Source organism: Spirosoma sp. KNUC1025 (genome assembly GCF_045160025.1).
In the GTDB taxonomy this organism is placed as follows: Bacteria; Bacteroidota; Bacteroidia; order Cytophagales; family Spirosomataceae; genus Spirosoma.
This window is the reverse complement of sequence record NZ_CP087139.1, coordinates 995,204-1,021,339: the sequence shown is the minus strand read 5'-3', so window position 1 is coordinate 1,021,339 and position 26,136 is coordinate 995,204. Positions and strand designations below refer to the sequence as shown.

Here is a 26,136-nt window from a genome sequence, read left to right as displayed (position 1 = left end):
ACATCTAACCGAATGAAGATACTGACCATTGTTGGTGCGCGCCCAAATTTCATAAAAGCAGCGCCTTTACACCAGGCTTTCCGGACTGATCCAACTATTGACGCGAAAATTGTCCATACCGGTCAGCATTATGACCCCAATCTAAGTGATATATTCTTTCGTCAGCTCAATTTGCCCCAACCTCACTATCACCTCAACGCTGGCACTGGTTCGCAAAGTCGGCAAACAGCCAATATCCTGCTCAATTTTGAACCCGTTTTGGCAGCTGAAAAACCCGATTGGGTAGTGGTGATTGGGGATGTCACCAGCACATTTGCCTGTGCATGGGCCGCTTCACAAGCTGGTATCCGCGTTGCGCATGTAGAAGCCGGATTACGTTCGGGCAACCGTCAAATGCCAGAAGAACGCAACCGAATGCACACCGATTTACTCGCCGATTTGCTGTTTGTCACGGAACAGTCCGGCGTTGATAATCTGCGGTCTGAAGGGGTTGCCGATAATCGAATCCATTTTGTTGGGAACGTACTGATTGATGCACTGATCCAGTACCGCCAGGAAGCCAGTATGTGTAATCTGGTTGAAACAACGGGTCTGGAACCGGGAGAATACGTATTAATGACTATGCACCGGCCATCGAATGTAGATACCAGGCCTGGCTTGGAGCGAATTCTGCAACTCATGGAAGTTATTGCTTGCCGGAAAACCGTGCTGTTTTCACTCCATCCGCGTACAAAGACAACGCTTATCAACAACGGCTTACTCGACCGATTGACGGGCATAGCCAATGTTCGGCTACTGGACCCTCTGGGCTATCTGGAATTTCTGAATCTGATGGAACATTCAGCCGCCGTCGTTACCGATTCAGGGGGCGTTCAGGAAGAGACGACGTACTTACAAGTCCCCTGTCTAACCTTTCGAAATTCGACGGAGCGTCCCATAACCGTTGAACTCGGCACCAATCAATTGCTGGCTGATCTTGACCCGGCAACGGTACGTCAGAAGTTGGATGAGATTCTGAATGGCCAGTTTAAAATTGGACAAATACCGCCTTTCTGGGATGGCCATGCTGCCGAACGAATTGCCCGAATCATAAGCAACTACAGATGAAACAATTAATACAGAATCTGAGAACGGGCGAAACCCAGCTCGAAGACGTACCGGTTCCACAAGCAGGCCGGGGGCAGGTACTCATCCGTACCCATCGTTCGCTGGTATCACTGGGGACAGAACGAATGCTGGTTGAATTTGGGAAAGCAAATCTGCTGGTTAAAGCGCGTCAGCAACCAGATCGGGTGAAGCAGGTAGTTGAGAAAATTAAGTCGGACGGTTTACGGCCTACACTGGAAGCAGTTTTTCGTAAACTGGATCAGCCGCTGCCGCTTGGGTATTGTAACGTCGGCACCGTATTGGCTATTGGCGAAGGTGTAACGGATTTGCGTATCGGCGACCGGGTAGTTTCCAATGGACCGCACGCCGAAGTTGTTTGTGTACCCCGTAACCTGGTAGCCTCGGTCCCGGAAAAGGTCAGCGATGATGAAGCCGCTTTTACGATTATTGGCGCTATCGGCCTACAGGGCATCCGGCTACTCAATCCCACATTTGGCGAAACGGTAGTAGTAATGGGGTTGGGCCTGATAGGACTCCTAACGGCTCAACTACTTCGCCTTCACGGATGCCGGGTGATTGGCATAGACATCGACGCGTATAAATGTCAACTCGCCGAACAACTGGGAATTATAACAGTAAATCCGAATGCTGGTACCGATTCGGTTAAAGCCATTTTAGGGCTCACAAACCTGCCAGGGGCCGACGGCGTACTCATTACAGCCTCGACCAAAAGCAATGATCTGGTAGCGCAGGCAGCCCGGATGAGTCGTAAACGAGGTCGAATTGTTCTGATCGGCGTAGTCGGTTTGCACTTGAGCCGGGCCGACTTTTACGAGAAAGAGTTGACCTTTCAGGTGTCCTGTTCGTATGGCCCCGGTCGTTACGATGATGCGTATGAGCAGGGGCACGATTATCCGCCCGGCTACGTTCGCTGGACCGCTAATCGGAATTTTCAGGAAATTCTTCAAAAGTTGGCGAGCGGTCAGCTGAACGTAACTCCCCTTATTAGCGAGTGCGTCCCGTTTGCCGATTTCCAGAGCATTTATCGATCAATGAACAGTTCGCAACGGATTGCCTCGTTGCTGGTCTATCCTGAACAGGTAGAACTGTCCTCAACCATTTGCTTCTCCCAAAATCGGTATACGTCCAGTCCCGGCGCGGTCGGTATCATTGGCGCAGGCAATTTTACGGATGCCGTTTTGCTACCCGCCCTTAAATCGGCGGGGGCTATCCTGAAAACCATTGCAAGCCGACGCGGGCTGAATGCTACGTTGCTGGCGAAAAAATACAACATCCTTACAAGTACAACTGATTATCAACAAATTCTGAGCGATTCATCTGTTGACTTATGCATCATTACAACCCGGCATAATAGCCATGCCCGCCTGACGGTAGAGGCATTACGCGCCGGAAAACACGTATTTGTCGAGAAACCACTGGCTATTTATGAAGATGAACTGCTGCCAATTATTGAAGCCCAGCAGGCATGCAATCGTTTACTGCTTGTTGGATTTAATCGCCGATTTTCGCCCTTTGCTCAGAAGATGAAGCATCTTTTAGGCGGAAGTCGCCCCGGTGATCTGCCGATGAACGTAGTGGTGACTGTCAATGCAGGTTTTATTCCCGCCGATTCGTGGGTACATGATCGAACGATAGGAGGAGGGCGGATTCTGGGCGAAGCCTGCCATTTCGTCGATTTAATTACGTTTCTAACGGGTAGTTCTGTGACGAGTGTTTGCCTGAATGCAATGGGACACCAGCCTACAGAAAGCAGTGATTCGGCTTCGCTGTTGCTCCGCTACAAAAACGGTTCGATGGGCGTAGTAAATTATTTTAGTAACGGCAGCAAAGCGTATGCAAAAGAACGCGTAGAAGTGTACTCGCAGGAACGAACGCTGATACTCGACAATTTCCGGCAGCTAACGGGCTACGGATTTAACGGATTCTCCCGGATGTCGGGCCGGCAGAACAAAGGACATGTTGAGCAGATGAAACGGTTGATAAGTCAGGTACGTACCGGTCAAAGCAACGCGCACGAGCCAAGTCAAGAGTTGATCCCTCTGTCGGACATTATCAACACAACCCAAACCATGCTGGCCGCTCTACAAAGTTTACGGGAAAACCGCTGGGTCAATGTAGCCAATATTGGCATGACCCGGCCGCAGCAGCATGATTGATATCGGTCTGATCTGGCGAACAGTACGCCATCTGACAGTCCGCCAAATCTTTTATCAGCTTTGGAACAGAGTCCGCAGTCGGCCACGGCTTTACTTACCCACTCACACGCCCCTAGCCTGTTTTCTGACAGTGCCCACTCCCGACAAACCGGTATGCTGGAACGATGGAGGATTTACGTTTTTGAATAAATCCGTTGTTTTTGACCAGCAGATTGACTGGAATTATGCGGCTCACGGCAAACTATGGACGTATAACCTTACCTATTTTGATTTTCTTAATCAGCCGAACGTAACACCGGATGCGGGAATTAGCCTGATACGTGATTTTATAATTCAAACCGATACGTTACGGGATGGATTAGAGCCCTACCCAACCTCGTTACGAATTATAAACTGGGTACAATTTTTAAGTTACCACCAGATCAACGATGCGTATATTAACACGCATCTGTTCGCTCAGGTGAGGCTTTTGCGTCGGCGGCTTGAATATCACCTCGGCGGGAATCATCTGCTGGAAAACGGCTTTGCCCTCCTTATCGGCGCTTTGTATTTCCAGCACAGGCACTGGTTTCGTACAACCTCAAAGCTAATTCGCAGCGAAATAACCACGCAGATTCTGGCAGATGGCGGCCATATCGAGCGAAGTCCGATGTATCACCAGATTCTTCTCGACCGGCTACTTTTTGTTATGCTGGCACTCCAACACGATAGCTGGCAGGACGACCCAAATCTGGTGTCTTTCCTGACTCAGAAAGTAAGTCAGATGCTCGGTTGGCTCAACGCGATTACCTTCCGTAATGGTGACGTACCGATGGTAAACGATGCCGCTTTGGGTATTGCATTAACCACTAAACAGCTTCTGACAAAAGCCGACCAGGTAATTTCCCGGGCAAGTCTTAAGACGATCTTAAAAACAAGCGGTTACCGAATATTTCGTCAAAGCCGCTATGAACTCTTCTGCGACGTGGGTTCAATCGGACCTGATCACCAACCAGGCCACGCGCACGCGGATACGTTTTCGTTTGTACTCCATGTGGACAACCAGCCTTTTATTATAGACAGCGGAACGTCAACTTACCAGATTGGACAGCAACGAGATTATGAACGAAGTACGGCCGCTCATAACACGGTTGAAATAGCGGGCGCCAATTCGTCGGAGGTTTGGGCAGGCTTTCGGGTTGGACATCGTGCATGGGTTACCGTAAGCGAAGATACTGATACGTTTCTGGCCGCTTCTCATGACGGGTATAAAAAAGCAGGTGTCATCCATAGACGTAGCTGGACAGTTGAGTCAACCCAATTAATAATCGTTGACCAACTTATTCCGACAGACCACCACCATACAGTTGCAAAGCGAGTTGGTATAGCACGTTTTCACTTCCATCCCGATATCCCGATATACATACAAGATAGCCAGGTAGTAGCCGGGAATACTCGGTTTTCCTTTACTAGTGTAACCGATTGCAATTTTTACGTCACACAATATACTATGGCTGAAGGATTTAACCGGTTACGATCGGGACAATGCCTCGAAATAGCGTTTACAGATACCCTGACAACCACCTTAACGCTTTTACATGAAAATTCTTTACCTAACCTTTTATTTTGAGCCTGACCTCAGTCCGGGTTCTTTCCGCAATACGTCGCTGGTCAATGAATTAAGCTTACAGCTACCCGAAGGAAGCCAAATTCGGGTTATAACTACACAACCGAATCGCTATAAATCCTATAAACCCTCTGCTCCAGAACACGAGGATCGGCGGAGTAACGGTTGCCGGGTTACCATTGATCGAATCAATATCCCTTCGCACAAGGGAGGACAGTTTGATCAGATACGGTCGTTCTGGACCTACTTTTGGGCAGCCCTTCGTTTGACTAAATCCCAGGAATACGATTTAATTTTTGCTTCATCATCCCGATTGTTTACGGCTTTTCTGGGAGCCGTACTGGCTCGAAGGGAACGTAGTCTGCTCGTTTTAGACATACGTGATCTGTTTCGGGAAGGCATTTTAGAAGTCCATAAAAACCCGCTCATTCACCTTATACTAAATCCTGTACTGCGCCTGGTTGAGAACATTACGTTTCGTTCGGCCAATCACATTAACCTCGTTTCAGAAGGCTTCCGCTCCTATTTTAGTCCGTATACCCAGGCTACATACAGCTATTACACGAATGGAATCGATGATATGTTTCTGGATTTCACCTCGTTTTTTCAACATAGAAAAAGAACTGCAAGTGTTTCAGGTCAGATTACCACGATTCTCTACGCAGGAAATATCGGCGACGGCCAGGGTCTTCATAAAATTATTCCGCAAGCGGCCCGACAGTTGGGCGACCGTTATCGCTTCGTAGTCATTGGCGACGGCAGCGCCAAACTTCAATTAGAAAATGCGATTCGGGCGGAGAATGTATTGAACGTTGATTTGCGCAAGCCCATTAGCCGGGCTGAATTAATTGCAAACTATCAATATGCCGATTATTTGCTCGTTCACCTGAATGACCTGGATGTTTGTAATCGAGTACTGCCATCCAAGTTATTCGATTATGGCGTAACCGACAAGCCCATTCTGGCGGGGGTAGCTGGTTTTGCCGCTTCTTTCGTCCGCACTCACCTGAACAACAGCCTGTTATTCCCACCCGGCGATGTAACCAGTATGATCAGGCATCTGCACGAAAGCCCGTATCGTACTGAAGTTAGGACTGAATTCACCCGACGTTTTCAACGGAAAACCATCAGTCGCGATATGGCCCGACAAATTCGCAAATTATTGGATTCAAGACGTCTGCAAAAACAGTTGTTTATGTAACTGAATAGCAGGCAATCTAGGCAGGCTGTCATCCACCTGATCGTACGCTGAAGTAAGGTATAAACTAAGCTAGAAGGATATACTTGTATCAGTCGGTGGGCGAGTCAAAACAAAAAAGCGTAAAAAACTATAGATTAGCTTTTTACGCTTTTGCTTAGTAGCGGGAGCTGGACTCGAACCAGCGACCTTTGGGTTATGAGCCCAACGAGCTACCAACTGCTCCATCCCGCGATGTTTGGACTGCAAAAGTACGGCGATTTTCCGAATAAACAACTACCTTTGTAAAAAAAAGTTTATCCTCGTTCGGAAACGTTTTTTGCCGACAGGGAGTTGTTTGCTAAAGCCACTGGTAATCAGCGAGTGGGATCACCTCAGCATGAATACAGAGATTATTGAAAATTTTCCGGTCGATCATAAGGCCGGCTTTGTCAGTATCGTTGGTAAGCCAAACGTTGGTAAATCAACGCTGATGAATCAACTCGTCGGGGAGCGGTTATCGATCACAACCTCCAAAGCGCAGACTACTCGCCACCGTATTATGGGTATCCTCAACGGAACGCATAACGGCCAGGAATTCCAACTCGTTTATTCGGATACACCGGGCATTATTAAGCCACAGTACAAGCTTCATGAGTCGATGATGAGTTTTGTACGTGGCTCGATTGAAGATGCCGATGTGGTGCTTTTTGTTACGGATATTTTCGAGCAGCATGACGAGAATGACGTAATCGAGCGGCTCCAGAAATCAGAAGTCCCTGTTCTCCTGCTGATAAACAAGATTGATCAGGCTACGCACGATCAGGTTCTTGAGAAAATCGAATATTGGGAGACGCATTTTAAAGCGGAGGAAATTATACCCATTTCGGCGCTCAATGCCTTCAACATTGACAAAGTTTTTGAAGGCATTATTAATCGCTTGCCCCTGCACCCTCCCTATTTCCCGAAAGATGAGCTGACCGATAAGCCGGAGCGTTTTTTTGCCTCGGAAATTATTCGGGAAAAGATTTTTCTGAACTACAAGAAAGAAGTCCCTTATAGCAGCGAAGTCGTTATTATTGGCTTCAAAGAGAAAGAGGACATTATTGTTATTCAGGCAGAAATTCTGGTTGAGCGGGCTACCCAACGGGCTATTCTACTCGGTGAAGGTGGTAAAATGATCAAGAAAACGGGCATCATGGCTCGTGAAGAGCTGGAACGCTTCTTCGGCAAAAAAGTATTTTTAGAACAATTCGTCAAAGTAGAACCCGACTGGCGTCAGAAGGATCGTATGCTCAAGCGGTTGGGTTATGACGAATAAGAGGAGGCCGGGAAGAAAGGAAGGAAAGGGACAAGGGGTTTTATTAATCCAGTTCTCTTCCTCCCTTTCCTCCTCTCCTCCCTTTTCTCCTTAAAATCATGGCAAACATAGTTGCAATCGTGGGCCGCCCGAACGTGGGCAAGTCCACGCTGTTCAATCGTCTGACCGAGCAACGGCAGGCTATTATGGACAACCAGAGTGGTGTTACGCGCGACCGGCATTACGGTACGGCCGAGTGGAACGACAAATATTTTACAGTGATTGATACAGGCGGCTACGTCGTTGGCTCAGAAGATGTATTTGAAGAATCGATTCGTGAGCAGGTCGAAATTGCGATTCAGGAATCAACCGTCTTATTATTTGTTGTTGATACCCAAACTGGTATTACCGGCCTGGACGAAGATTTTGCGGACGTACTACGTCGGTCGAAAAAGCCGGTTTATGTAGTTGCCAATAAAGCTGAAGTAACGGAACGGTCGCTGCAATCAGCTGAATTTTATGCTCTTGGCCTGGGTGATCCCTATCCGATTTCGTCCATGACAGGAACCGGTACAGGTGATTTGCTGGACGAGATTGTTAAACATTTCCCAACCGCGGGGGTCGAAAACCCTGACGCAGGTATTCCGCGCATTGCAATATTAGGGCGGCCCAATGTTGGAAAGTCTTCGTTTCTGAACGTATTAACGGGGCAGGAACGTAGCATTGTTACGGATATTGCCGGTACAACCCGTGATGCCATCGACACGCGTTATAAAGCGTACGGTAAGGATTTTATTCTGACCGACACCGCTGGCATCCGGCGCAAAGCCCGCATTCAGGATAATATTGAGTTTTATTCAACGCTACGTTCGATTAAGGCTATGGAAGAGTCGGATGTATGTATCATTCTACTCGATGCCACCCGAGGGCTTGAAGCTCAGGATTTAACCATTATTGGCCAGGCTGTGAAAGCAAAAAAAGGTATTGTGATTATGGTTAATAAATGGGACGCTGTCGAAAAAGACCACCGTACGGCGGATGTATGGCGAAAGGATATGATTCAGCGGATGATGCCTATCGATTACCTACCGATCATTTTTGCATCTGTGCACGAAAAACAACGCATTTTTCAGGTGATGGAAAAAGCAATGGAGGTATATGAAAATAAGAATAAGAAAGTTTCTACCTCGAAACTAAATGAGGCCATGCAACCAGAAATCGAAAAATACCCGCCACCAGCCCTAAAAGGGAAGCATGTTAAAATAAAATATATGCTGCAGGTTCCTACCCCTCGCCAACGTTTGTATTTTTCTGCAATCTACCCCAGTACGTTCAGGAGTCGTACCAGCGCTTCCTGGAAAACCGTCTCCGCGAGCACTTCGACTTTACAGGTGTGCCGCTAACGCTTTTCTTCCGGCAAAAATAATTAGCTCTAATTCAGCACCATAAGTATATCTGAATCCTGGAAACTGAGCTAGAATAAATAAGTTTACTGAGCAGATTGATACTGTCTATAGAAAATTCGGGACTAGTCATAACCAAACGGTTCTAACTAGTCCCGAATTCTGCGTATACGACTACAAAGTTTGTTATCAAGCCTACATAACAATTAACGGATATAATAGATTTCAGCTGGCTAATACTCAATTTTAATTGTCTGTAAAAATCCCAATTGGGCTGAGTTACGTAACTATTTAATAAAGTATCGGATAGTTAAGCGTCACAATATAATCCTACGTTAATTTTTTTCAAACATTTACATATTCTAATTAGTAATGATATAAGCTCCTATCTATTCTACTTACCTTTAAGTAACTACGTTCACCTATAAACGTACTTTCATCCTATAATAGGATAAATAGTGAAGTTTTCTAGTAAATTTATTCTAAATTAGCAAATCTGTTCTCATAGTCAACATGTTGTACCTTTACATGTATCTACACTTTTCAGTTAAATGCCTCTTTACCCTTAATCCCCCCTATTAACTAACGATCAATAACCTTTTTATGGCAACCAATAACACTATGGATGACGAGAAAAAAGTTGACAAGGCGGCTTACGTGCTCAAAGCCGTAGCCCACCCACTACGAATTAAAATAATTCAAATGCTGAATGAGGACAAAGAACTGAATGTGTCTGCAATTTATAAAAACCTTAATGCTGAACAGTCTTTGATTTCTCATCATTTGATCAATATGCGAGACAAAGGCATTCTTGATATTCGGCGTAAAGGCAAAAATATTTATTACTATTTAGTCGATACGTCTGTCTCTGAAGTCATTGAATGCATCTATAAGAGCAAAGCCGTTAACTAATAAATTCGGCCTTATAAAAAAATCACCCGGCAGGAGTAACAAAGGTACTCTCCCACCGGGTGATTTTTTTGTAAGGCCGAATTGGCTATCCGAATAGCTCGCCAGTCCGGAAATTAGGAACGATACCTAAGTGCCGATACGCTCGTTCTGTTGCTTCACGACCCCGCGAAGTACGCTTCAGAAAACCTTCCTGAATCAGGAAAGGCTCATAAACTTCCTCAATGGTTTCCGCTTCTTCACCACAGGCCGTTGCAATGGTTGTAATTCCTACTGGACCACCTTTAAACTTATCGATGATCGTCATCAGAATCCGATTGTCCATATCGTCAAGACCGTTCTGATCAACGTCGAGCGCACTCAGGGCCATTTCAGCGATATCCACGTTGATGTACCCATTGCCCTTCACCTGAGCGAAATCGCGGGTTCTGCGCAGCAGGTTATTGGCAATACGTGGTGTACCTCGGCTCCGGCGCGCAATTTCGTAGGCACCCGTTTCGTCAATAGGCGTTCCTAAAATAGCGGCAGACCGCTGTACAATGGTTGTTAACAGAGCGGCATCGTAGTACTCAAGCCGACAGCTGATTCCAAAGCGGGCCCGAAGGGGAGAGGTAAGCATACCGGCCCGGGTCGTTGCTCCGATAAGCGTGAACGGATTCAGCTTAATCTGTACCGTACGAGCATTGGGGCCTGAATCGAGCATAATATCGATCTTGTAATCCTCCATTGCCGAATAAAGATATTCTTCGACAATTGGGTTAAGCCGGTGAATTTCATCAATGAACAGAACATCGTTCGGCTGAAGGTTAGTTAACAACCCCGCCAGATCGCTGGGCTTATCCAGTACTGGACCGGACGTCATTTTAATATTTGCGTTCAGCTCATTGGAAATAATATGCGACAGAGTCGTCTTACCCAGGCCCGGCGGGCCATGCAGTAATACGTGGTCGAGCGCTTCACCTCGTTGCATGGCTGCCCGAACAAATACTTCGAGGTTTTCAAGTACTTTATCCTGTCCCGTAAAGTCTTCAAATGAAAGGGGCCGAAGCGCCCGTTCAATCTCTTTATCGGTCGTGGTCATTCCGTCTTTTGAGCCTTTCAAAAAGTCGTTTCGCATAGTTTTGATTAGTGCAGACCTGCTCTCATTTTTACCTGAAAAACAGGCTGTTTTGAGCAGGTCGTTTACCTCAAATTTACGAAAAAAACCGCGAAAAACCGCTACTTAACTACCATAACTGTACCTCGTTTTACGACACGTGCACGCTCGGGAAATGACTCACTTTTGTAGGTAACAATATAGGGATAAAGCATGGATGGATAGGAGGTTCCCTTGTAGGTGCCATCCCACTTTTGCTCTGGATTGGTACTCACAAAAATCACTTCGCCCCAACGATTATAAATCCTGAATTCGTAATCTGTAATGTATGCGGTAAAGACCTGAAGAGCGTCATTTATTCCATCGTTATTGGGCGTAAAGGCATCTGGTATATTGACCCGTGGTTCGCACAGATTTAACACCTTGGCAAGACCAACTGCCGTACAGCCCAGCGGATTTGTTATCAGAACTTTGTAATCCCCCGCTCTATCCACAGTCAACGCTTTGGTGGTATCTGAACCCGGTCGGCCGCCACTATTCAGCCACACATATTTTAAATTGGCTTCTCCACTTACCAGCAGCTGTGTTTTGCCCTGATCTCCCTCGCAGAGTGAAGCTGGACTATTGAGCGAGAATTGCGGAGCAGGACGGTCTCCCACCTGCGTACTGCTTCGCCCAACACAACCACTCGTTGTATTTCTAACGATGAGACTATACGAACCGGGCAAGGAAACTGAAATGGTAGGTGTAGAAGCTCCCGTACTCCACTGATACGTATTGCCCGGCAAATCGCCCAGAAGCGGCCTCAAGACGACGGCATCACCCGCACATTTGAGCGTATCGGGCACCAGACGAGCCAATCCCGTGCTGTCCAGGCCAACTTTGATACTATCCAGAATTCCCTTACAACCACGCGTATCGATAATCTGTACGTTGTAAATACCCGCTGCCGCCTTGTCGAAAATTGGCGTCGTAGTAATCAAATTATTGTTTTTATCCAGCCAGGCGTAACTCACAGCTATTCCTCCCGAAACAGTTATACTAATGGTGCCGCTGTTGGGTATGCCGCAGAAAGCATCCTTCACGAGTGGAGAGATCTGTAAATTATTTTCGGGCGACTTAAGTATGTATCCGGTATCGGCTTTACAGGCATGCAAACTGTCGGTCACACTGACTTTGTAACCACCTTCCGGCAGACCAGTCTGCTGACTCCCGGCATTGACAAGTACAGTTCCGTCAGCACGTGTCCAATCGTATTGATACGTACCGGCCGGAGTTGGTGTAAGTACAATGGACCCATCGGCTGACGTACAGGCTTTAGGGCCGGTGAGAGCAGCCGCGACACGTAGCTTAGGCAGTTCGCTCACCTTGATCGTATCCGAGTTCTCGCAGCCTGCAAAGTTCTTGGCCGACACAAAATACGTACCGGCTTTCGCTACAGTGGTTGAACGATCCGTACTACCGTCACTCCAGAGGAATTCAGACCAGGTTTGTTGAGGTACAGTCAGTTTAACCGAACTTCGATAGCAGAAAACGGTGTCGGGCCCAAGATCGAGTGAAGGAACCGGCTTGATTTGTACTTCTATAGTATCGCTTTTAAAACACTCGCCGTTGGCAGCCAGTCCGATTACTTTGTAATAGCCCGGTCGTTGCAGTTGCAGGGTTCGTTGCCTACTGACAACGGACCCATTGACGAGCCAGACGTAGAGCTTGGCCTGTACTTTTATATCGAGCAAGATTCCTTTCTTATTACAGATAGCCGTATCAGCCCCAAGTTTTATGTCGGGCGGTGTTTCCAGAATATTCAGCGTGTCTTTAATCAGTGTGTCTTTACAGATACCACCAGCGCTGGTTCGGGTAATTATTCGCAGGCTAATGAAGTATTGCCCCGGTTTTGAATACGGGTGCGTAATGGGTTGCGTTGAGGTCGTTGACACAGGGCGGCTTCCATCCCCAAAATCCAGCGTATAGGCTTCTTTTAGCTTCGGGCAGTTTGGCCCAATCTGGAAAACCGTTGGTCCGTTCGTACAAGTGTCGGCATACGTAATGCCCGGTCCATTCGACTGGTCGTTGAAGTTCGCCACCAGATTTGGTAAGCCCAGCTGACTGGTTTTGCCACCGAGGGTTTGTCCCGATGGATTAAAGATCAGGCTGTCCAGCAAACCGCCATTTGGATTCTCGATGGTAGCCAGCGACGAACTGCCTTTTACAGCAATATAAAGACGTCCATCCGGCCCAATCTGAATAGAGCCATACTGCCTTGTTGTACTACTGTCGACGACCGTTCGGGATTGCGTCAGGAGCGTATCCGTCTGTGTCAGATCATACTTCACAATGTACGACGCGCCTTTCTGACTACCGTCTGAATTTGTATCGGCCAGCATCGTGGCGTATAAACTCTTCCCATCAGGCGAGAATTCGACCCCGTAGGCTTTGGGCGGTGCTGGCCCTAAATCAAGCGTTCGATTGAAGGTCAGTACGCCGGTTGAATCATTGAACGTATATAAATCAACGGAGTTTTTAGGCGGACCAGGAATGACAACAGCCATTGGCCGGTTGCCTTCATTACCGCTTGTGGTATCGGCCGGGCCAATTTTCATGTATCCTTCTGCCGCTGCGAGCGAATCAATGACCTGTCCACCCGTATACGTTTTAGGGTCGGTGTTTTCGCCACGGGTCAGATGGCGTACTTCAAATTTGTTGGTTCCATAGATCCGTGAAATAACCCAGTAGGTAGAATCCCGCTTGTTTTCAACAGCAGTTGACTGTTCTGTACTCTCATCCGATACCGGAATATTTTTTCAACGATAGCGCCTTTACCTCCATTCTGGCGCATATCGACTACGCTATAGGTAAGGGTTTTTTTACCCCGAATTTCAGAAGTCGTGTATACGTAATACAGGTACTCACAGCCCCGGCAGGTTGGTTTGGGCACAATCAGCGCCGATTGTGTAGAGTGCGTATTTCCATCCAGCGGGATTTGCACAGCATTCGTATCGCCCGGCACAAGCGACTTCATGATCTTACCATCCTTATCATAAATGGTAATCCCATCTGTGTAGAAGAGCAGAATACCTTTGGTGTTGGCAATGGACGACGACCCCTCAATGGTACTTAGTTTACCATCATCAATTGGTTTAGGTGTACCACCACCGCTAAAATCCAGACCGGCATTTTGGCCAAAATACCACTTAACCCCCTGAGATTCCTTCTGTTCGCCACAAACATCGACATTGATACGATCCTGATACGAACAGCCATTGGGACTAATAGCCTCTACGGAATAACAGCCAGAACTATCGACCTGAATGGTCTGGGTTGTATCACCCTTTGGATACCAAAGAAACCGAAGCCCCGACTGTGGTGTGGAACCCGAGTAAGGGTCCAGCGTGATTGTCTCACCCTTACAGATTGTTGTATCTGTCCGCCAGTTCGAAAATGGCTGCGGCCGGTTGTAAATCGGAATGGTTCTGGTAACCGTTTGTGTCACCCCATTGACCGTTCGCGTCAATCGAACGGTATACGACCCAGCGGTCTGATAAATATGCTGTGCTGCCGAATCCTTTTCTGTGGTCGACGTAGTACCATCCCCAAAATCCCATGCCCGGGTGGTCACACCCGTGAGCAGGCTGTCCGTAAACGTAATCGGGTCCGACTTACACTCCTGATCAGGAACGCAGGTCTTACCGCTTATCTTAAACCCCCTAATGGTCTGTGCCCAGGCCGTAGTCAGACCTGCCAGCCAAAGCAGCACGACACATAGTCCAACTACCCGTATATGCTTGCTAGAAATAAACATGAAGAACGCTGAATAAGGCCCCCTCGCAAATTCGCTCCTCTGCATAACAACATCGGAGGCATTACGTTAGTATAAACGAAGGTGGCTAATTAAAATTTTATTGACCGACACACCTTAAAGCACCTAAAATCTACTATTTTTATCGATTCGCCTGTTGCTAAATACTTCGTTTGTGTTAGCAACGTTGCAACTAATAAGTTGATCTCGCTATTGCCTCGATTTTACGTTTATGGTTAAGAAATACGTACTGACGGTTTTGACCCTGGCACTGAGCCGGATGGCCTTTGCCCAGGACCCTCAGTTCACTCAATTTTATGCGGCTCCTCTTTACCTGAGTCCAGCCTTTGCGGGATCGGCACTGGCCCCGCGCATCACGGCAAACTACCGCAACCAGTGGCCGGCCATTACCAATTACGTCACTACAATGGTGGCTGTCGATCATTTTATCGAAAAATATAATAGTGGTATCGGTTTATTAATCCAGAATGATAACCAGGGTCAGGGAAGGATTCAATCAACAGACATAGGGTTGCAATATGCGTACCAGTTTCAGGTCAGCGAATCGTCATTCGTTCGGCTGGGATTACAGGGTTCGTTCGTAAACCGGAATGTTAATTATTTTGGCCTTACCACGGGCGATCAGTTTACCGACCGCGGCTTCATCACGGGCAGTGTTTCGTCAGATCCGGCTTTGCTGGCGGGCTCACCTAAAAACAAATATGTCGATTTCTCCACCGGCGGCCTCTTTTATTCAGACTGGTTTTGGGTAGGTGCGTCATTTCATCACATTAACCGGCCCGACCAGGCTTTTTATTCGATTGGCAATGATCGGCTGCCGATGAAAACCAGTATTCAGGCGGGTCTGCGGATTCCGCTGGGTGGGTTCACAGGGCTAGCCGATGAGCAGGATCGTGAGATCAGCATTTCGCCCGTACTGCTCTATAAACACCAGGGAAAATACGATCAGCTGGACCTTGGCGCTTATCTGACCTATTCTCCGCTGACCATTGGGCTTTATTACCGGGGCATTCCGTTCAAGAAATACGATCAGACGCTGAATAACCACGATGCCATTGCGGGCCTGGTCGGATGGCGGATGGAGAAATTTTCTATCGGGTACAGCTACGACGTAACGATCTCTACCTTAGGCAACAGCGGTGGTTCGCACGAATTATCGATATCGTATATTTTCGATAAACCCGAAGGACGCCGGGCGGGCGTTCGTCGGCGCGACAAAAAACTGCCCTGTCCGAAGTTTTAAGTTGACAGACGACTTCCTTTCTGCTTAATATCCATTACGAATCCAGCAGGCGTCGGTGGTAATTGATCTGCCCAAGATGATAGGTCAGGTGCGTAGTCAGATGGACCAGAAAATAACCTGTTGTTGTCTTTTCGTCAAAAACCAGCAATGGATATTCGTCCTCAAGCTGCGCATCGGTTACGGTATCCAGCGCCTTATCGACAACCGCACTTGTTTCGTCAATTTTTGTCAGGAGTTCAGCCTTAGGAATATCTTTCAGCGAAAACTCCAGCTCCCGGTGTCGAACGTAATCCGTTTTCCCGAGTTCGGCACCGATATACGTACTAAGGTTGCCGACCAGATGCAGACACAGATTTCCAGCAGAATTGGCAATGCCTTTCTCGATATACCAGATCTTCGCTTCGTCTTTATAGGCATCGATTTCCTGCCTTAACTTGCCAAGATCCCGTAGAAACAGTGTTTTTAATGTTTGGATAAGCATGGTGGTTTATCAAAAAATAGTGTCCGAACGTAATAGGTTCTAGCCAAAATATTGCTGCTCAATACGGCCAACGTAGCCTAAATACGTAGCAGAACTGAACCACGGTTGTATCCGGGCGCCGATGTTTGGGTATAAGTTCAGCTTATCAAGTTCTGGTACTGGCTTCCAGACGATGTCGAGGGCCGTTGTTTCATCAGGATTCAAGATCGGTTTACCCTGAAGGTTCCGGGCGGCAAATACCACATGCAGTACGTCGTCGTTACGTTGCGTGAGCAGCATTTCGCCCGCCAGAATCATTTCGCCGACATCTATCGAAACGCCCATCTCCTCCTGAACTTCACGCCGGATTGTTTCAGTCAGTATTTCGTTACGGTCGGGATTACCGCCTGGCAACGCATACACATCCTGCCCGCCATAGCTGTAGCGCATCAGTAATACTTCGGTTTGATTGGCATGAGTGCGCCAGATAAGAGCAGAAGGCCTAACTTTCATGCGGCCAACTTATAAAAGAGCGATCATCTTTCCCAACGAATCGCTGGAAAAGATGATCGCTGAATAAACCTCATAGGTTTTCAAAACCTATGAGGTTTGGATCAATTCAAATCGCGCGAGGTTTCAAACAGGAACCAGGTGCGTCGTTCGGTCTCATCGATATATACTTCGAGCAGACTGGCTGTTGCTACGTCTTCCGCATCGTCGGCAACTTTGTGCGCATCGCGCATGTTTTTCGCCATCTTACGGTTTTCCTGCTCCAGATCTTTCAGCATATCGAGTGGAGCGACAAAATCTTCGTCATTGTCTTTTACCCGCTGCAACTGTGCAACATGAGCTACCGACCGGATGGTGTTGCCACCAATTTTCCGAACTCGTTCGGCCAGCGGGTCAATCGTGGCAAAAATCTGGTCGGCCTGTTCGTCCAGAAGCAGATGATAGTCTCTGAAATGACGGCCTGACATATGCCAGTGATAATTCTTGGTTTTGATATATAAAGCGAATGCATCCGCAACGAGCCGATTTAAAGACTCAGCAACTTTCTCACGGCCTTTTTCTTCCAGATCGTTGGGGGTATCCAGTACGTCAATTTGGTTAATTGGTTTCATGACTCATTCTGTTTTTAGCGGTACAGTTCATTACTAAAGAAACCCTATTGAACGCCTATTGTTTGTTAAGAGATTCTTAAAAACGAACCAGCACTTTCTCGGAAACGGTTTGCCCAATCGATAGTGATGACGTAGCCGCCGGGGAGGGTGCATTGACTACATTGATGGCTTTGTCGGTTTCCAGAATGGCAAAATCGTCCAGCAATCCGCCCGTACGGTCGCAGGCTTGCGCACGAACGCCCGCGCCCCCATCTTCCAGATCAGCTTCCTGTATGTCGGGAATTAACGCCTGTAATGCTTTGGTAAATGCCGATTTGGAGAAGGACCGGTACATTTCACCCAGGCCCGTTTCCCAGTATTTGGCAGCTACTTTCTGAAAGCCCGGCCAGGCGAGGGTCTCAAACAGTTCTTTCAGATTTATGTCTGATTTTTTATAGCCTTCGCGCTGGAAGGCCAGCACGGCGTTTGGCCCAGCCTCTACGCCCCCATGCACCATACGTGTAAAATGAACCCCCAGGAATGGGAAGTTGGGATCGGGAACGGGGTAGATCAGGTTTTTGACCAGGTATTCCTTATGCGGCTTAATCTTAAAATATTCCCCCGGAAGGGTACAATCCGAACATCGACAGGCTGCGTTAGCTGAGCAATTTTATCAGAATACAAGCCCGCGCAATTAACGACGAGTTTGGTTTCGTAACGACTTTTGTTTGTCACAACGATACTTAAGCTCGTGCCCGGTGTTATCTGCTCGACGCACTCGGCCAGCCTGATTTCACCACCGAGGGACTGAAATTTCTCAGCATATTTCTCTGAAACCTGCTTGTAATCGACAATACCCGTCTGTGGAACGAACATCCCGGCTACCCCATTTACATGCGGTTCTATCTCGCGCATCTCTGCTACGGTCAGTTTTTTTAAACCGCCTAAGCCATTCTGCTGCCCACGTTGGTACAGGGTTTCGAGTTGGGGGAGTTCTTCCGATTTGGTCGCAACAACAATTTTGCCGCAAAGGTCATACGGAATACCTTCTGCATCGCAGAAGTCAATCAGCATCCGATAGCCACGAATGCAGTTGGTAGCTTTTAAACTACCCGGTTTATAATACAACCCGGAGTGAATGACACCACTATTGTGACCGGTTTGATGGCGTGCGACAATGGGTTCTTTTTCGAGTAGAACGACCTTCAGACCGGGTCGCTGCTTTTTTAGTTGCAACGCGGTAGCTAAGCCTACGATGCCCCCACCAATAATTATTACGTCGTTCATGACTGGCTAAATACAAGCCACAAAGGTAGGGCTTTCCGGCCAACAAGCCTTTGGTTACCGCAATTGTCCTTCAATCCAGTCCAGTCCGCGACCATAGAGCGCATAAGCGAACTGAACCCGATTATCAAACTCCGCGTCCGATGACTGACCATCGTTCATGATTTGCCGCACGAGTCGGGCATTATCAGTTGCCAGCGGTTCCTCATACTGGGTTTCTTTTTCGGTTCGGAAAGCCGAAAAGGCAGGCGTATCTCCTTCAAAATGCTGAAAAAATAAATGACCACGTGGCGTCCGAACGGCGCATAAGACACCACTTGCTCGGCTGGTCGAGGGTGCAAGGCTCCCTTCCAGTCCACGTTTCAGGACAATAACGCCGTCGAAACCAGCCATAAGTGCCAGTTCCGCCATTTTCATTTGATACGTAATATGAAAGACCGATGTAACCAGAATACGGGCATGGCAGGGATTTAGCACTTTTTCGAGCGTAGCCAGAAAAGGACGCTTGATGATGATATGACGTCGGTCGACCCAGCGATTGAGTGCTGGCGACATAGCCTTCTGATCGAGTACCCAGCCGTAGAGGGCTAGTGGCGTGTCGAGTTCATGGTTACTTTGCAGAAACTGGCAACCGAGGTGCATGTATAAGTCGAGGGCATTCAGCGTAAATTTTGGACCACCCGAACGGCCAACCATAGATACAGCACCGTAGCCGCGCTTCTGAAAAAATTTTGCCAGCAAGGGCGTAATCATGTAGTTATTTTCAACCCCATCAAAGGGTTCGGCCAGTTGAATCAATGGGCGATCAGCGCAGCTAATTGGTCCGAATCCGGGCAGGTATGTGTGTTCTGCCGCGCGCATCAGCCCCTGATATTCCTCGTTGGTTTCGTGTCGGACACGCATGATACTGGCGGCTAATCCCCGAAAGGTTTCGCACTCTTCATCGCCATACAGGTAATGACCCAGTTGCTCCGCTTCACTCACCTGCAGATTAGCCCCCCGAACAAGTTTAGTAGCAATCGGCAGCAGCCGACCCGGCAAATCCGGACATACCTTGTTGATGAAAAAAGTTGGGTGTGTGAACGCTCCTTTGCCAATTACCTCCTCTAATGTTTGTTCTTCCGGCGTTGGTCCTTTTGCCAGTAATGCGCCCAGAAATGCGCCCCGCTGCAGTGGATGACTGGTCGGATCAAGTAAAGCAGTACGGCAGGCAGCTAGTAGTTCGGGCGTAAGTGGCTTGCTGCCATACTTACCAATACCAATGTGCTTGATGCCCCGGCCAAGTGGCGTTTCGGTGGCAGGTGTATCCAGAACCATAGAAGCAATTGAGTTAACGGAACATAGGGAGTTAGGTAAAAATACGTAAAAAAAGACGACTTTTGCGCGCTGACCGGCTCATAAACAACAGATTACGGGTTGTTTTTTCTACGTATCAAAGAATCTTCATTGTAGGATGCAATTTTTAATCTGATGTATCCAACGGTGGGTTTGTTGCTTTAACAAAACAGGTACGGCAGGAAAAATACTAGTGCGAGTAAGAAGTTAACCTTTTTTAACAATCCTATTGATGGCCTTTCTGCGCGCTCACGGTACGTCGCCAATGGCAGTTTTCTTACTGCTTACGGGTTTGATAATTGGTGTAGAGGTTTTCGTTACGCACACGGCTGCATTTAACCGCTACCCGGTTCACTTGTCGGCTGCGGTACTTTTTGACCTTGTTTTTATTCCGACAGGCTTATTCTACTGGCTCATTGGCCGGCCACTACGTCTACCCATCAGTCGGTCAGCTCTGGTCGGATTACTAATGCTACGCATCGCTTTATGGATTATCCCCCAAACTGCTTTCCCGGCTAAACAGATCTGGCCCACCCTGCTGATCTTAACAGAAAGCACCGTGGTCATTACGGTGGTATTTCGTATCCGTACGGTAATCCAGACGTACCGCCGTTTGCGGAATGAAGCTGATGCAGAAACTGCCTTGCGGGAAAGTTTGTCTGTGGTTGTTAGCAAACGGGTCGTTGGATTGATTATTGGTGAAGGGCTTATCCTTTACTACGCCTTACTGGGATGGCGTCTTAAATCCGATTTACCAATTGAAGCCTATCCACTCACAACCCATCGCCAATCGGGACAGGTGGCCTTAACAATAGGCTTATTGACAGTCGGATTGATTGAAGGCGTTGCTGTTCATCTGCTGTTGGTTCGCTTGAATCCGACAATTGCCTTCTGGATTACAACCTTAACCGCATATGGTATGTTGTTCTTTTTGGCTGACCTTATGGCAACGCTGAGACGACCTTCTTATCTGACATCTTCGTACCTGACTATTCGCTTGGGCGTTCGCTGGCGGGCCCGTATTTTACGTTCGTCAATTGAACACGTAGCGCTGATTAGCGAAAAACCAGCCAAACAGGCTGGTTATCTAAATGGTGCCATCCTGACGGTACCAAACGTACTGCTCACGTTTCAGGAGCCAATTGTCGTTGAGGGGCCATATGGGTTGCAGAAAACGATTCGGCAGCTTTCGCTTTTTGTCGATGATCGCGCGGATTTTGTGGATACCCTGAACAGCTAATGTCTGATTGAGGTTGCTCGTGCTTTAACCGGTAAGCTGAATTTTTCCAAAAAGAGCGTTAACCGTCATTAAACGGTTAATCCGCTATTTTTGCACGGAATTTATTTTTGGCAGCATGGCGGAACGTATCAGTTACGGAAAAACGTGGTGGGGACAACAGTGGCTCAATGCCCTGACAAGTATCGACATGGCAAACCGCCTGCCGCGCGGCAAAACGTACGCCAACAAAGGTGCCGTTCATAGCTTAACCATTTCCAATAACCAGATTAGTGCATCGGTCAGAGGATCAGCTCCACGACCTTATAAGATCAGGCTGTCGGTGCCGCTCTTTACGGAACAGGAAAAAGACTGGCTACTGACCGAGATTCGGGAAAACCCCGCTACGCTGGCTCAACTTCTGAACCGACAGCTACCGCCCGAAATAATTGAATTTGCCAAACGCCGGACGATTCAGTTATTTCCGGAATCTTTTCATGATCTGGCGATGGGTTGCTCCTGCCCTGATCATGCCGTTCCCTGCAAACATCTGGCCGCCGTCATCTACGTCATTGCCAATGAAATTGATCGAAATCCATTTCTGGTTTTTCAACTAAAAGGGCTCGACATTCTGAGCGAACTTCAGAAAGACCAGACCATAACTGCTGGCGGTACTATGGGCAGCGTTTATTCGTTCAGAGACATCTGTACGGATGAACTACCCGATGATGAAGACTGGCAAGCCGATGAAAAAGCCCGCGCCCGCCTGGATTTTGCGACGATTCCGCCGTTGGCCGACCAACTGCTTGGCCTGCTCTCGCCCGACGTTACGTTTGCCAAAGGCGATTTTCATAAGTCGCTGACCAGAGCTTACAAACTGTTTAGCAAGCCCTCATCCAGCGAAAAAACAGCGCAAGAGACTGACACACCCCAGTTTAGCGATAGTATCGAGTTGCAGCTCGACGAGGTCATGTCGGTGAAAAAGATCAGTATTTTCAGCGAACATGGTGACCAGCGGTCGCTTGGCGGATTTAAAATGAGCGATCTGGCCAGCTGGCTCGGCACCCTAACCGAAGATAACTGGCCGGAAATGAGTGATTCGGTTCGGGCTTTATATCTTACCCAGCAGTTTTCGGCGGTTCTGTTACGTCGAGGAGCTGTTGTGCCGCAGTTGCTGCGGGTCGGTCCAACAGAAGATCAATACCGGGTACGCTGGCTTCCAGCAACGCTCAACGAAACCGTGAAGCAATTAACCGACTTGCTAACGACGCAGATACCGCCAACACTGCTGACGGTACGCTGGCAGAAAGAATGGCTGGCGTTGCCCAACGAACAGCTTGTGTTAACGCTCTGCTCGTTATTCATGCGTCGGGCTATAAAGCCAACGACCATTGAGCTATGGGAACGCTGGCCCCTGGAAGACGCCGACCGGCTCTTTTTTGGCATCGAAACGTTACGGTTTGAAGGGTTCGGGCGGAAAGAGATGCCCCTGGCTATGCAGCTTTGGGTCAACGATTTCTTTCTGACACACAAGCGCTTTGTGCCGATTCTGGCTGTAGAAGATAACGAGTTCGGCGATGAGTTTCGGCTGCGGCTACTTATTCGCGACCGGGAAGCTACCGCTAGCGCCGGAGTCGTTGACCAACCCATTCCGCTGCCTGATCTATTGACGAAAAAGAAGCATGAGCGCATTCGAATGGCTGTTTTGCAGGATTTGCTGGTGCTGTCGCGCCATTTTCCTGACTTATCGAAACTGACCAGAACTGGTGGTCCTGAGTATCTTTCCTATTCGCCAAGCCTGTTTGTGGAGGTGTTGCTCGATACGTTGCCTCGTATGCAGTTGCTCGGGATTGGACTCTGGTTACCAAAATCTCTCCAGCACTGGATTCGTCCACAGGCAGGCGGCCGTTTGAAGGCAAAAGTGACAGCAACTAATGCGTTTATGCGGCTGGATGATATGCTTACGTTCGACTGGCAGGTAGCGCTTGGCGATGAGATGATGAGCGTCAAGGAGTTCCAAAAGCTTGTGGGTCGCACAACAGGGCTGGTTAAAATCAAAGACCAATACGTACTGGTCGATCCAGATGAGTTGACCCGGCTTTACAAGCAACTGGAGAATCCACCTGAGCTAACAGGGGCCGATTTACTTAAAGCCGCGTTGTCAGAGGAATATAAAGGTGGACGGCTGGGTTTATCGGCTGAAGTGCGGACGCTGGTGAAACAGTTTACCGAAAGTGCCGCTCAACCTTTACCCGACGCGTTAAATGCTACGTTACGTCCTTATCAGCACCGAGGCTACGAATGGCTCGTCAAAAATACGGCTCTTGGTATGGGTAGTCTGCTGGCTGATGACATGGGGCTGGGGAAAACGCTTCAGGTAATCAGTTTGCTGCTTAAATTCAGGCAGGAAGGCCGCTTTAAGAAACAGAAAGGTCTGGTAGTATTACCTACGACGTTGCTTACAAACTGGCAGAAAGAAATTGCCCGCTTTGCTCCCGACTTACAGGCGCGGATTTACCACGGCTCAAACCGGAAATTACCGACCGAAAAAGCCGATGACTACGACATATTGCTGACTACATACGGGATTGTCCGGTCAGACCTTGATACACTCAAAAAAATCACCTGGGCAGTTGTTGTAATCGATGAAGCACAAAACATCAAAAATGCGGATACCGAACAAACCAAGGCCGTTAAAGCACTGAAAGCCCCAATCCGGATTGCACTGAGTGGTACGCCGGTTGAGAACCGACTATCTGAGTTCTGGAGCATCATGGATTTTGTGAATAAGGGTTACCTGGGTGGCTTGAGTAAGTTCAATGAGGAGTTTGGCAAACCTATTCAGCAGGAACGCGACCACCAGAAACTTGACCAATTCCGACGTATCACAAGCCCCTTTTTGCTACGCCGTGTTAAAACTGACCGGAGTATTATTAGCGACTTACCCGACAAGATCGAAAACAATCAATTTTGTTCACTCACGACCGAGCAGGCTGCGCTGTATGAGAGTGTTGTTCAGGAAAGTTTGCGAGCCATTCAGGAAAAAGATGGCATTGCGCGCCGGGGTTTAGTCCTGAAACTCATGACGGCACTTAAGCAAATAGGCAACCATCCACGCCAATATTTAAAACGGGGCGGTGAAAGCGCAGCCCTGTCGGGTAAAGCTACGTTGCTGCTTAACCTGCTCGAAAACATTTACGCAAGCCACGAAAAGGTTCTGATTTTTACGCAGTACCGCGAAATGGGTGATTTACTCGCCCAATTCATCCAGCATACCTTTGGTACGCAACCGCTGTTTCTACACGGGGGTACGTCACGAGCCGATCGCGACCAAATGGTTGAGCAATTTCAGCGCAACCGCAGCGACCATACATTTATTCTTTCGCTTAAGGCAGGCGGCACCGGCCTCAATTTAACTCAGGCTAATCACGTAATCCACTATGATTTGTGGTGGAATCCAGCCGTTGAGTCACAAGCCACCGACCGGGCATTCCGCATTGGCCAAACGAAGAACGTACTGGTTTACCGGCTCATGAATCAAGGAACGCTGGAAGAGAAAATCGATGCAATGATTCGCTCGAAACGCGAGCTTGCCGATCTCAGCGTTCAAACCGGCGAGACTTGGCTGGGTGATTTAAATGACGCAGAGTTGAAAGAATTGGTGACTCTAGTATAATCTACACTACTCAATAAAAAGAGGTTTTATTATTCAACAAAATAACGTTAATTTATTGAATAATAAAACCTCTACGATATGCCCATCCAGCGAGCACTATATAGAATTCTTCAGACACAGCTAAGTTCAGGCAAAGTGCTTTTAGTAGTAGGTGCTCGAGGATCGGGTAAAACTGCGTTAATCAATCAGCTCGCTAATACGTATTCCGGTCCGAAGCTTATTTTAAGTGGTGAAGAGAATGCTTCCACTGAGCTTCTAAGCAATCGGACCATAGCCCATTACACACACTGGCTTAACGACACGCAATTACTGATTCTTGATGAAGTTAAAGCAATCCCTGACTATGAGAAAAGTCTGAAGTTTCTGGTCGAATCATTCTCTCATCTGACCGTTGTGGCAACCAGCTCATCCTCATTTGATACAGCCATCCCAGATAATAAACTCGCTTTAGATCGACAGGTAACATATACAATTTACCCCTTATCTCAATTGGAATTAGGCGCGACTGAGACGTATTTACAGACTCGTGAATACCTTGAGGAGCGGCTAATCTTTGGCAGTTACCCTGATATAGTTCAGGCAGCAACTAGTTCTGAACGTATCGATCTCCTTACAAACACGACATTACCACATCTTCTTGAAGACGTTCTGCTGTTTGACCAGGTACGTAATTCGGAAAAAATGGTGCAACTGTTACGGTTGATTGCATACCAGATCGGGCAGGAAATTTCTTACGATGAATTGAGCTATCAATTGCAGATTGACCGGAATACAGTGGTACGTTATCTGGAGTTGTTTGCCAAGGTATTTATTTTGTTTCGCGTTGGGGGCTTCGGCCAAAATCATCCAAAAGAAGTGACCAAGAGTTCGAAATGGTACTTTTTCGACAATGGAGTTCGCAACGCATTAATCAATAATTTCAGTCTGTTATCGCAGCGCTACGATGCAAAAGCCTTGTGGGAAAACTATCTGGTAGCTGAGCGGATCAAGCGCAATACGTATCTGCATAACTCAGCCAAACCTTATTTCTGGCGTACCTATGATCAACAACAGCTTGACTGGCTAGAGGAAAACAACGGTCAGCTAAAGGGTTATGTATTCAGTTGGCAGATGAAGAAAAAACGCCTTCCAAAGGGGTTTTCCAAAGCATATCCAACTGCATCGCTGTCAATTATTAATCCGGAGAATTATTTAGATTTTATAACGCACAACTACTTTGACGTGTAATCC

The 26,136-nt window shown here is 47.8% G+C and carries 17 protein-coding genes, 1 tRNA gene and 2 pseudogenes; 11 read left to right on the top strand and 9 right to left on the bottom strand.

Annotated elements, in window-relative coordinates; genetic code table 11:
• Positions 1-12 precede the first annotated feature (12 nt).
• Genes wecB through LN737_RS04395 form a run of 4 tightly spaced genes read left to right on the top strand, consistent with a single transcriptional unit; the run spans position 13 to position 6,091 of the window.
• Positions 13-1,107, top strand: a complete 1,095-nt coding sequence (gene wecB / locus LN737_RS04410) for a non-hydrolyzing UDP-N-acetylglucosamine 2-epimerase (protein WP_405516560.1) — start codon at positions 13-15, stop codon at positions 1,105-1,107.
• On the top strand, positions 1,104-3,284 hold the full coding sequence (locus LN737_RS04405) for a bi-domain-containing oxidoreductase (RefSeq protein ID WP_405516558.1): 2,181 nt from the start codon (positions 1,104-1,106) through the stop codon (positions 3,282-3,284). The genes wecB and LN737_RS04405 overlap by 4 nt, the downstream gene beginning before the upstream one ends.
• Positions 3,277-4,893 carry a heparinase II/III family protein gene (locus tag LN737_RS04400; protein WP_405516556.1) on the top strand — a complete coding sequence of 539 codons (1,617 nt, stop codon included), beginning with the start codon at positions 3,277-3,279 and terminating at the stop codon, positions 4,891-4,893. Before LN737_RS04405 ends, LN737_RS04400 begins: the two co-directional genes overlap by 8 nt.
• Positions 4,862-6,091: a glycosyltransferase family 4 protein gene (locus LN737_RS04395; RefSeq protein ID WP_405516554.1), complete on the top strand. Its 1,230-nt coding sequence runs from the start codon at positions 4,862-4,864 to the stop codon at positions 6,089-6,091. Before LN737_RS04400 ends, LN737_RS04395 begins: the two co-directional genes overlap by 32 nt.
• Positions 6,092-6,249: 158 nt before the next feature.
• Here LN737_RS04395 and LN737_RS04390 read toward each other — a convergent pair.
• A tRNA-Met gene (locus tag LN737_RS04390) sits at positions 6,250-6,322 on the bottom strand.
• A gap of 145 nt (positions 6,323-6,467) precedes the next feature.
• Between LN737_RS04390 and era the strand changes: the two genes are divergently transcribed.
• The 3 genes and pseudogenes from era (at position 6,468) to LN737_RS04375 (ending at position 9,682) form a co-directional block, all read left to right on the top strand.
• The gene (gene era, locus LN737_RS04385; RefSeq protein ID WP_405516552.1) at positions 6,468-7,388 is read left to right on the top strand and encodes a GTPase Era; all 921 of its coding nucleotides are present in this window, start codon (positions 6,468-6,470) and stop codon (positions 7,386-7,388) included.
• 98 nt (positions 7,389-7,486) lie between these two features.
• A pseudogene (der, locus tag LN737_RS04380) lies at positions 7,487-8,793 on the top strand (ribosome biogenesis GTPase Der).
• 580 nt (positions 8,794-9,373) lie between these two features.
• Complete coding sequence (locus LN737_RS04375) at positions 9,374-9,682, top strand: helix-turn-helix transcriptional regulator (protein ID WP_405516551.1); 309 nt, start codon at positions 9,374-9,376, stop codon at positions 9,680-9,682.
• Between the two features lie 85 nt (positions 9,683-9,767).
• On the opposite strand, the gene ruvB is transcribed toward LN737_RS04375, so the two are convergent.
• From ruvB to LN737_RS04360, 3 genes are all read right to left on the bottom strand, one after another.
• The gene (ruvB, locus tag LN737_RS04370; protein WP_405516549.1) at positions 9,768-10,796 is read right to left on the bottom strand and encodes a Holliday junction branch migration DNA helicase RuvB; all 1,029 of its coding nucleotides are present in this window, start codon (positions 10,794-10,796) and stop codon (positions 9,768-9,770) included.
• Positions 10,797-10,897: 101 nt separating this feature from the next.
• The gene (locus tag LN737_RS04365) at positions 10,898-13,375 is read right to left on the bottom strand and encodes a gliding motility-associated C-terminal domain-containing protein (RefSeq protein WP_405516547.1); all 2,478 of its coding nucleotides are present in this window, start codon (positions 13,373-13,375) and stop codon (positions 10,898-10,900) included.
• Between the two features lie 77 nt (positions 13,376-13,452).
• Complete coding sequence (locus tag LN737_RS04360) at positions 13,453-14,574, bottom strand: PKD domain-containing protein (protein WP_405516545.1); 1,122 nt, start codon at positions 14,572-14,574, stop codon at positions 13,453-13,455.
• A 229-nt stretch (positions 14,575-14,803) separates the two neighbouring features.
• Between LN737_RS04360 and LN737_RS04355 the strand changes: the two genes are divergently transcribed.
• A complete protein-coding gene (locus LN737_RS04355) occupies positions 14,804-15,835 on the top strand; it encodes a type IX secretion system membrane protein PorP/SprF (protein ID WP_405516543.1) in 1,032 nt (343 codons plus the stop codon).
• A gap of 34 nt (positions 15,836-15,869) precedes the next feature.
• Here LN737_RS04355 and LN737_RS04350 read toward each other — a convergent pair whose 3' ends face one another.
• The 5 genes and pseudogenes from LN737_RS04350 to LN737_RS04330 all read right to left on the bottom strand — a co-directional run bounded on the left by LN737_RS04350 (position 15,870) and on the right by LN737_RS04330 (position 19,996).
• The gene (locus LN737_RS04350) at positions 15,870-16,316 is read right to left on the bottom strand and encodes a DinB family protein (RefSeq protein ID WP_405516541.1); all 447 of its coding nucleotides are present in this window, start codon (positions 16,314-16,316) and stop codon (positions 15,870-15,872) included.
• 39 nt (positions 16,317-16,355) lie between these two features.
• Positions 16,356-16,808: an NUDIX hydrolase gene (locus LN737_RS04345; protein WP_405516540.1), complete on the bottom strand. Its 453-nt coding sequence runs from the start codon at positions 16,806-16,808 to the stop codon at positions 16,356-16,358.
• Positions 16,809-16,909: 101 nt separating this feature from the next.
• On the bottom strand, positions 16,910-17,416 hold the full coding sequence (locus LN737_RS04340) for a Dps family protein (protein WP_405516538.1): 507 nt from the start codon (positions 17,414-17,416) through the stop codon (positions 16,910-16,912).
• 76 nt (positions 17,417-17,492) lie between these two features.
• A pseudogene (lhgO, locus tag LN737_RS04335) lies at positions 17,493-18,682 on the bottom strand (L-2-hydroxyglutarate oxidase).
• A gap of 54 nt (positions 18,683-18,736) precedes the next feature.
• Positions 18,737-19,996, bottom strand: coding sequence for an anthranilate phosphoribosyltransferase (locus LN737_RS04330; RefSeq protein ID WP_405516536.1), 1,260 nt, complete (start codon positions 19,994-19,996; stop codon positions 18,737-18,739).
• A gap of 250 nt (positions 19,997-20,246) precedes the next feature.
• On the opposite strand from LN737_RS04330, the gene LN737_RS04325 reads away from it, so the two are divergent.
• From LN737_RS04325 to LN737_RS04315, 3 genes are all read left to right on the top strand, one after another.
• Positions 20,247-21,254: a hypothetical protein gene (locus LN737_RS04325; protein WP_405516535.1), complete on the top strand. Its 1,008-nt coding sequence runs from the start codon at positions 20,247-20,249 to the stop codon at positions 21,252-21,254.
• Between the two features lie 115 nt (positions 21,255-21,369).
• Complete coding sequence (locus LN737_RS04320) at positions 21,370-24,906, top strand: DEAD/DEAH box helicase (protein ID WP_405516533.1); 3,537 nt, start codon at positions 21,370-21,372, stop codon at positions 24,904-24,906.
• A 78-nt stretch (positions 24,907-24,984) separates the two neighbouring features.
• A complete protein-coding gene (locus LN737_RS04315; protein WP_405516531.1) occupies positions 24,985-26,133 on the top strand; it encodes an ATP-binding protein in 1,149 nt (382 codons plus the stop codon).
• Positions 26,134-26,136: the final 3 nt, after the last annotated feature.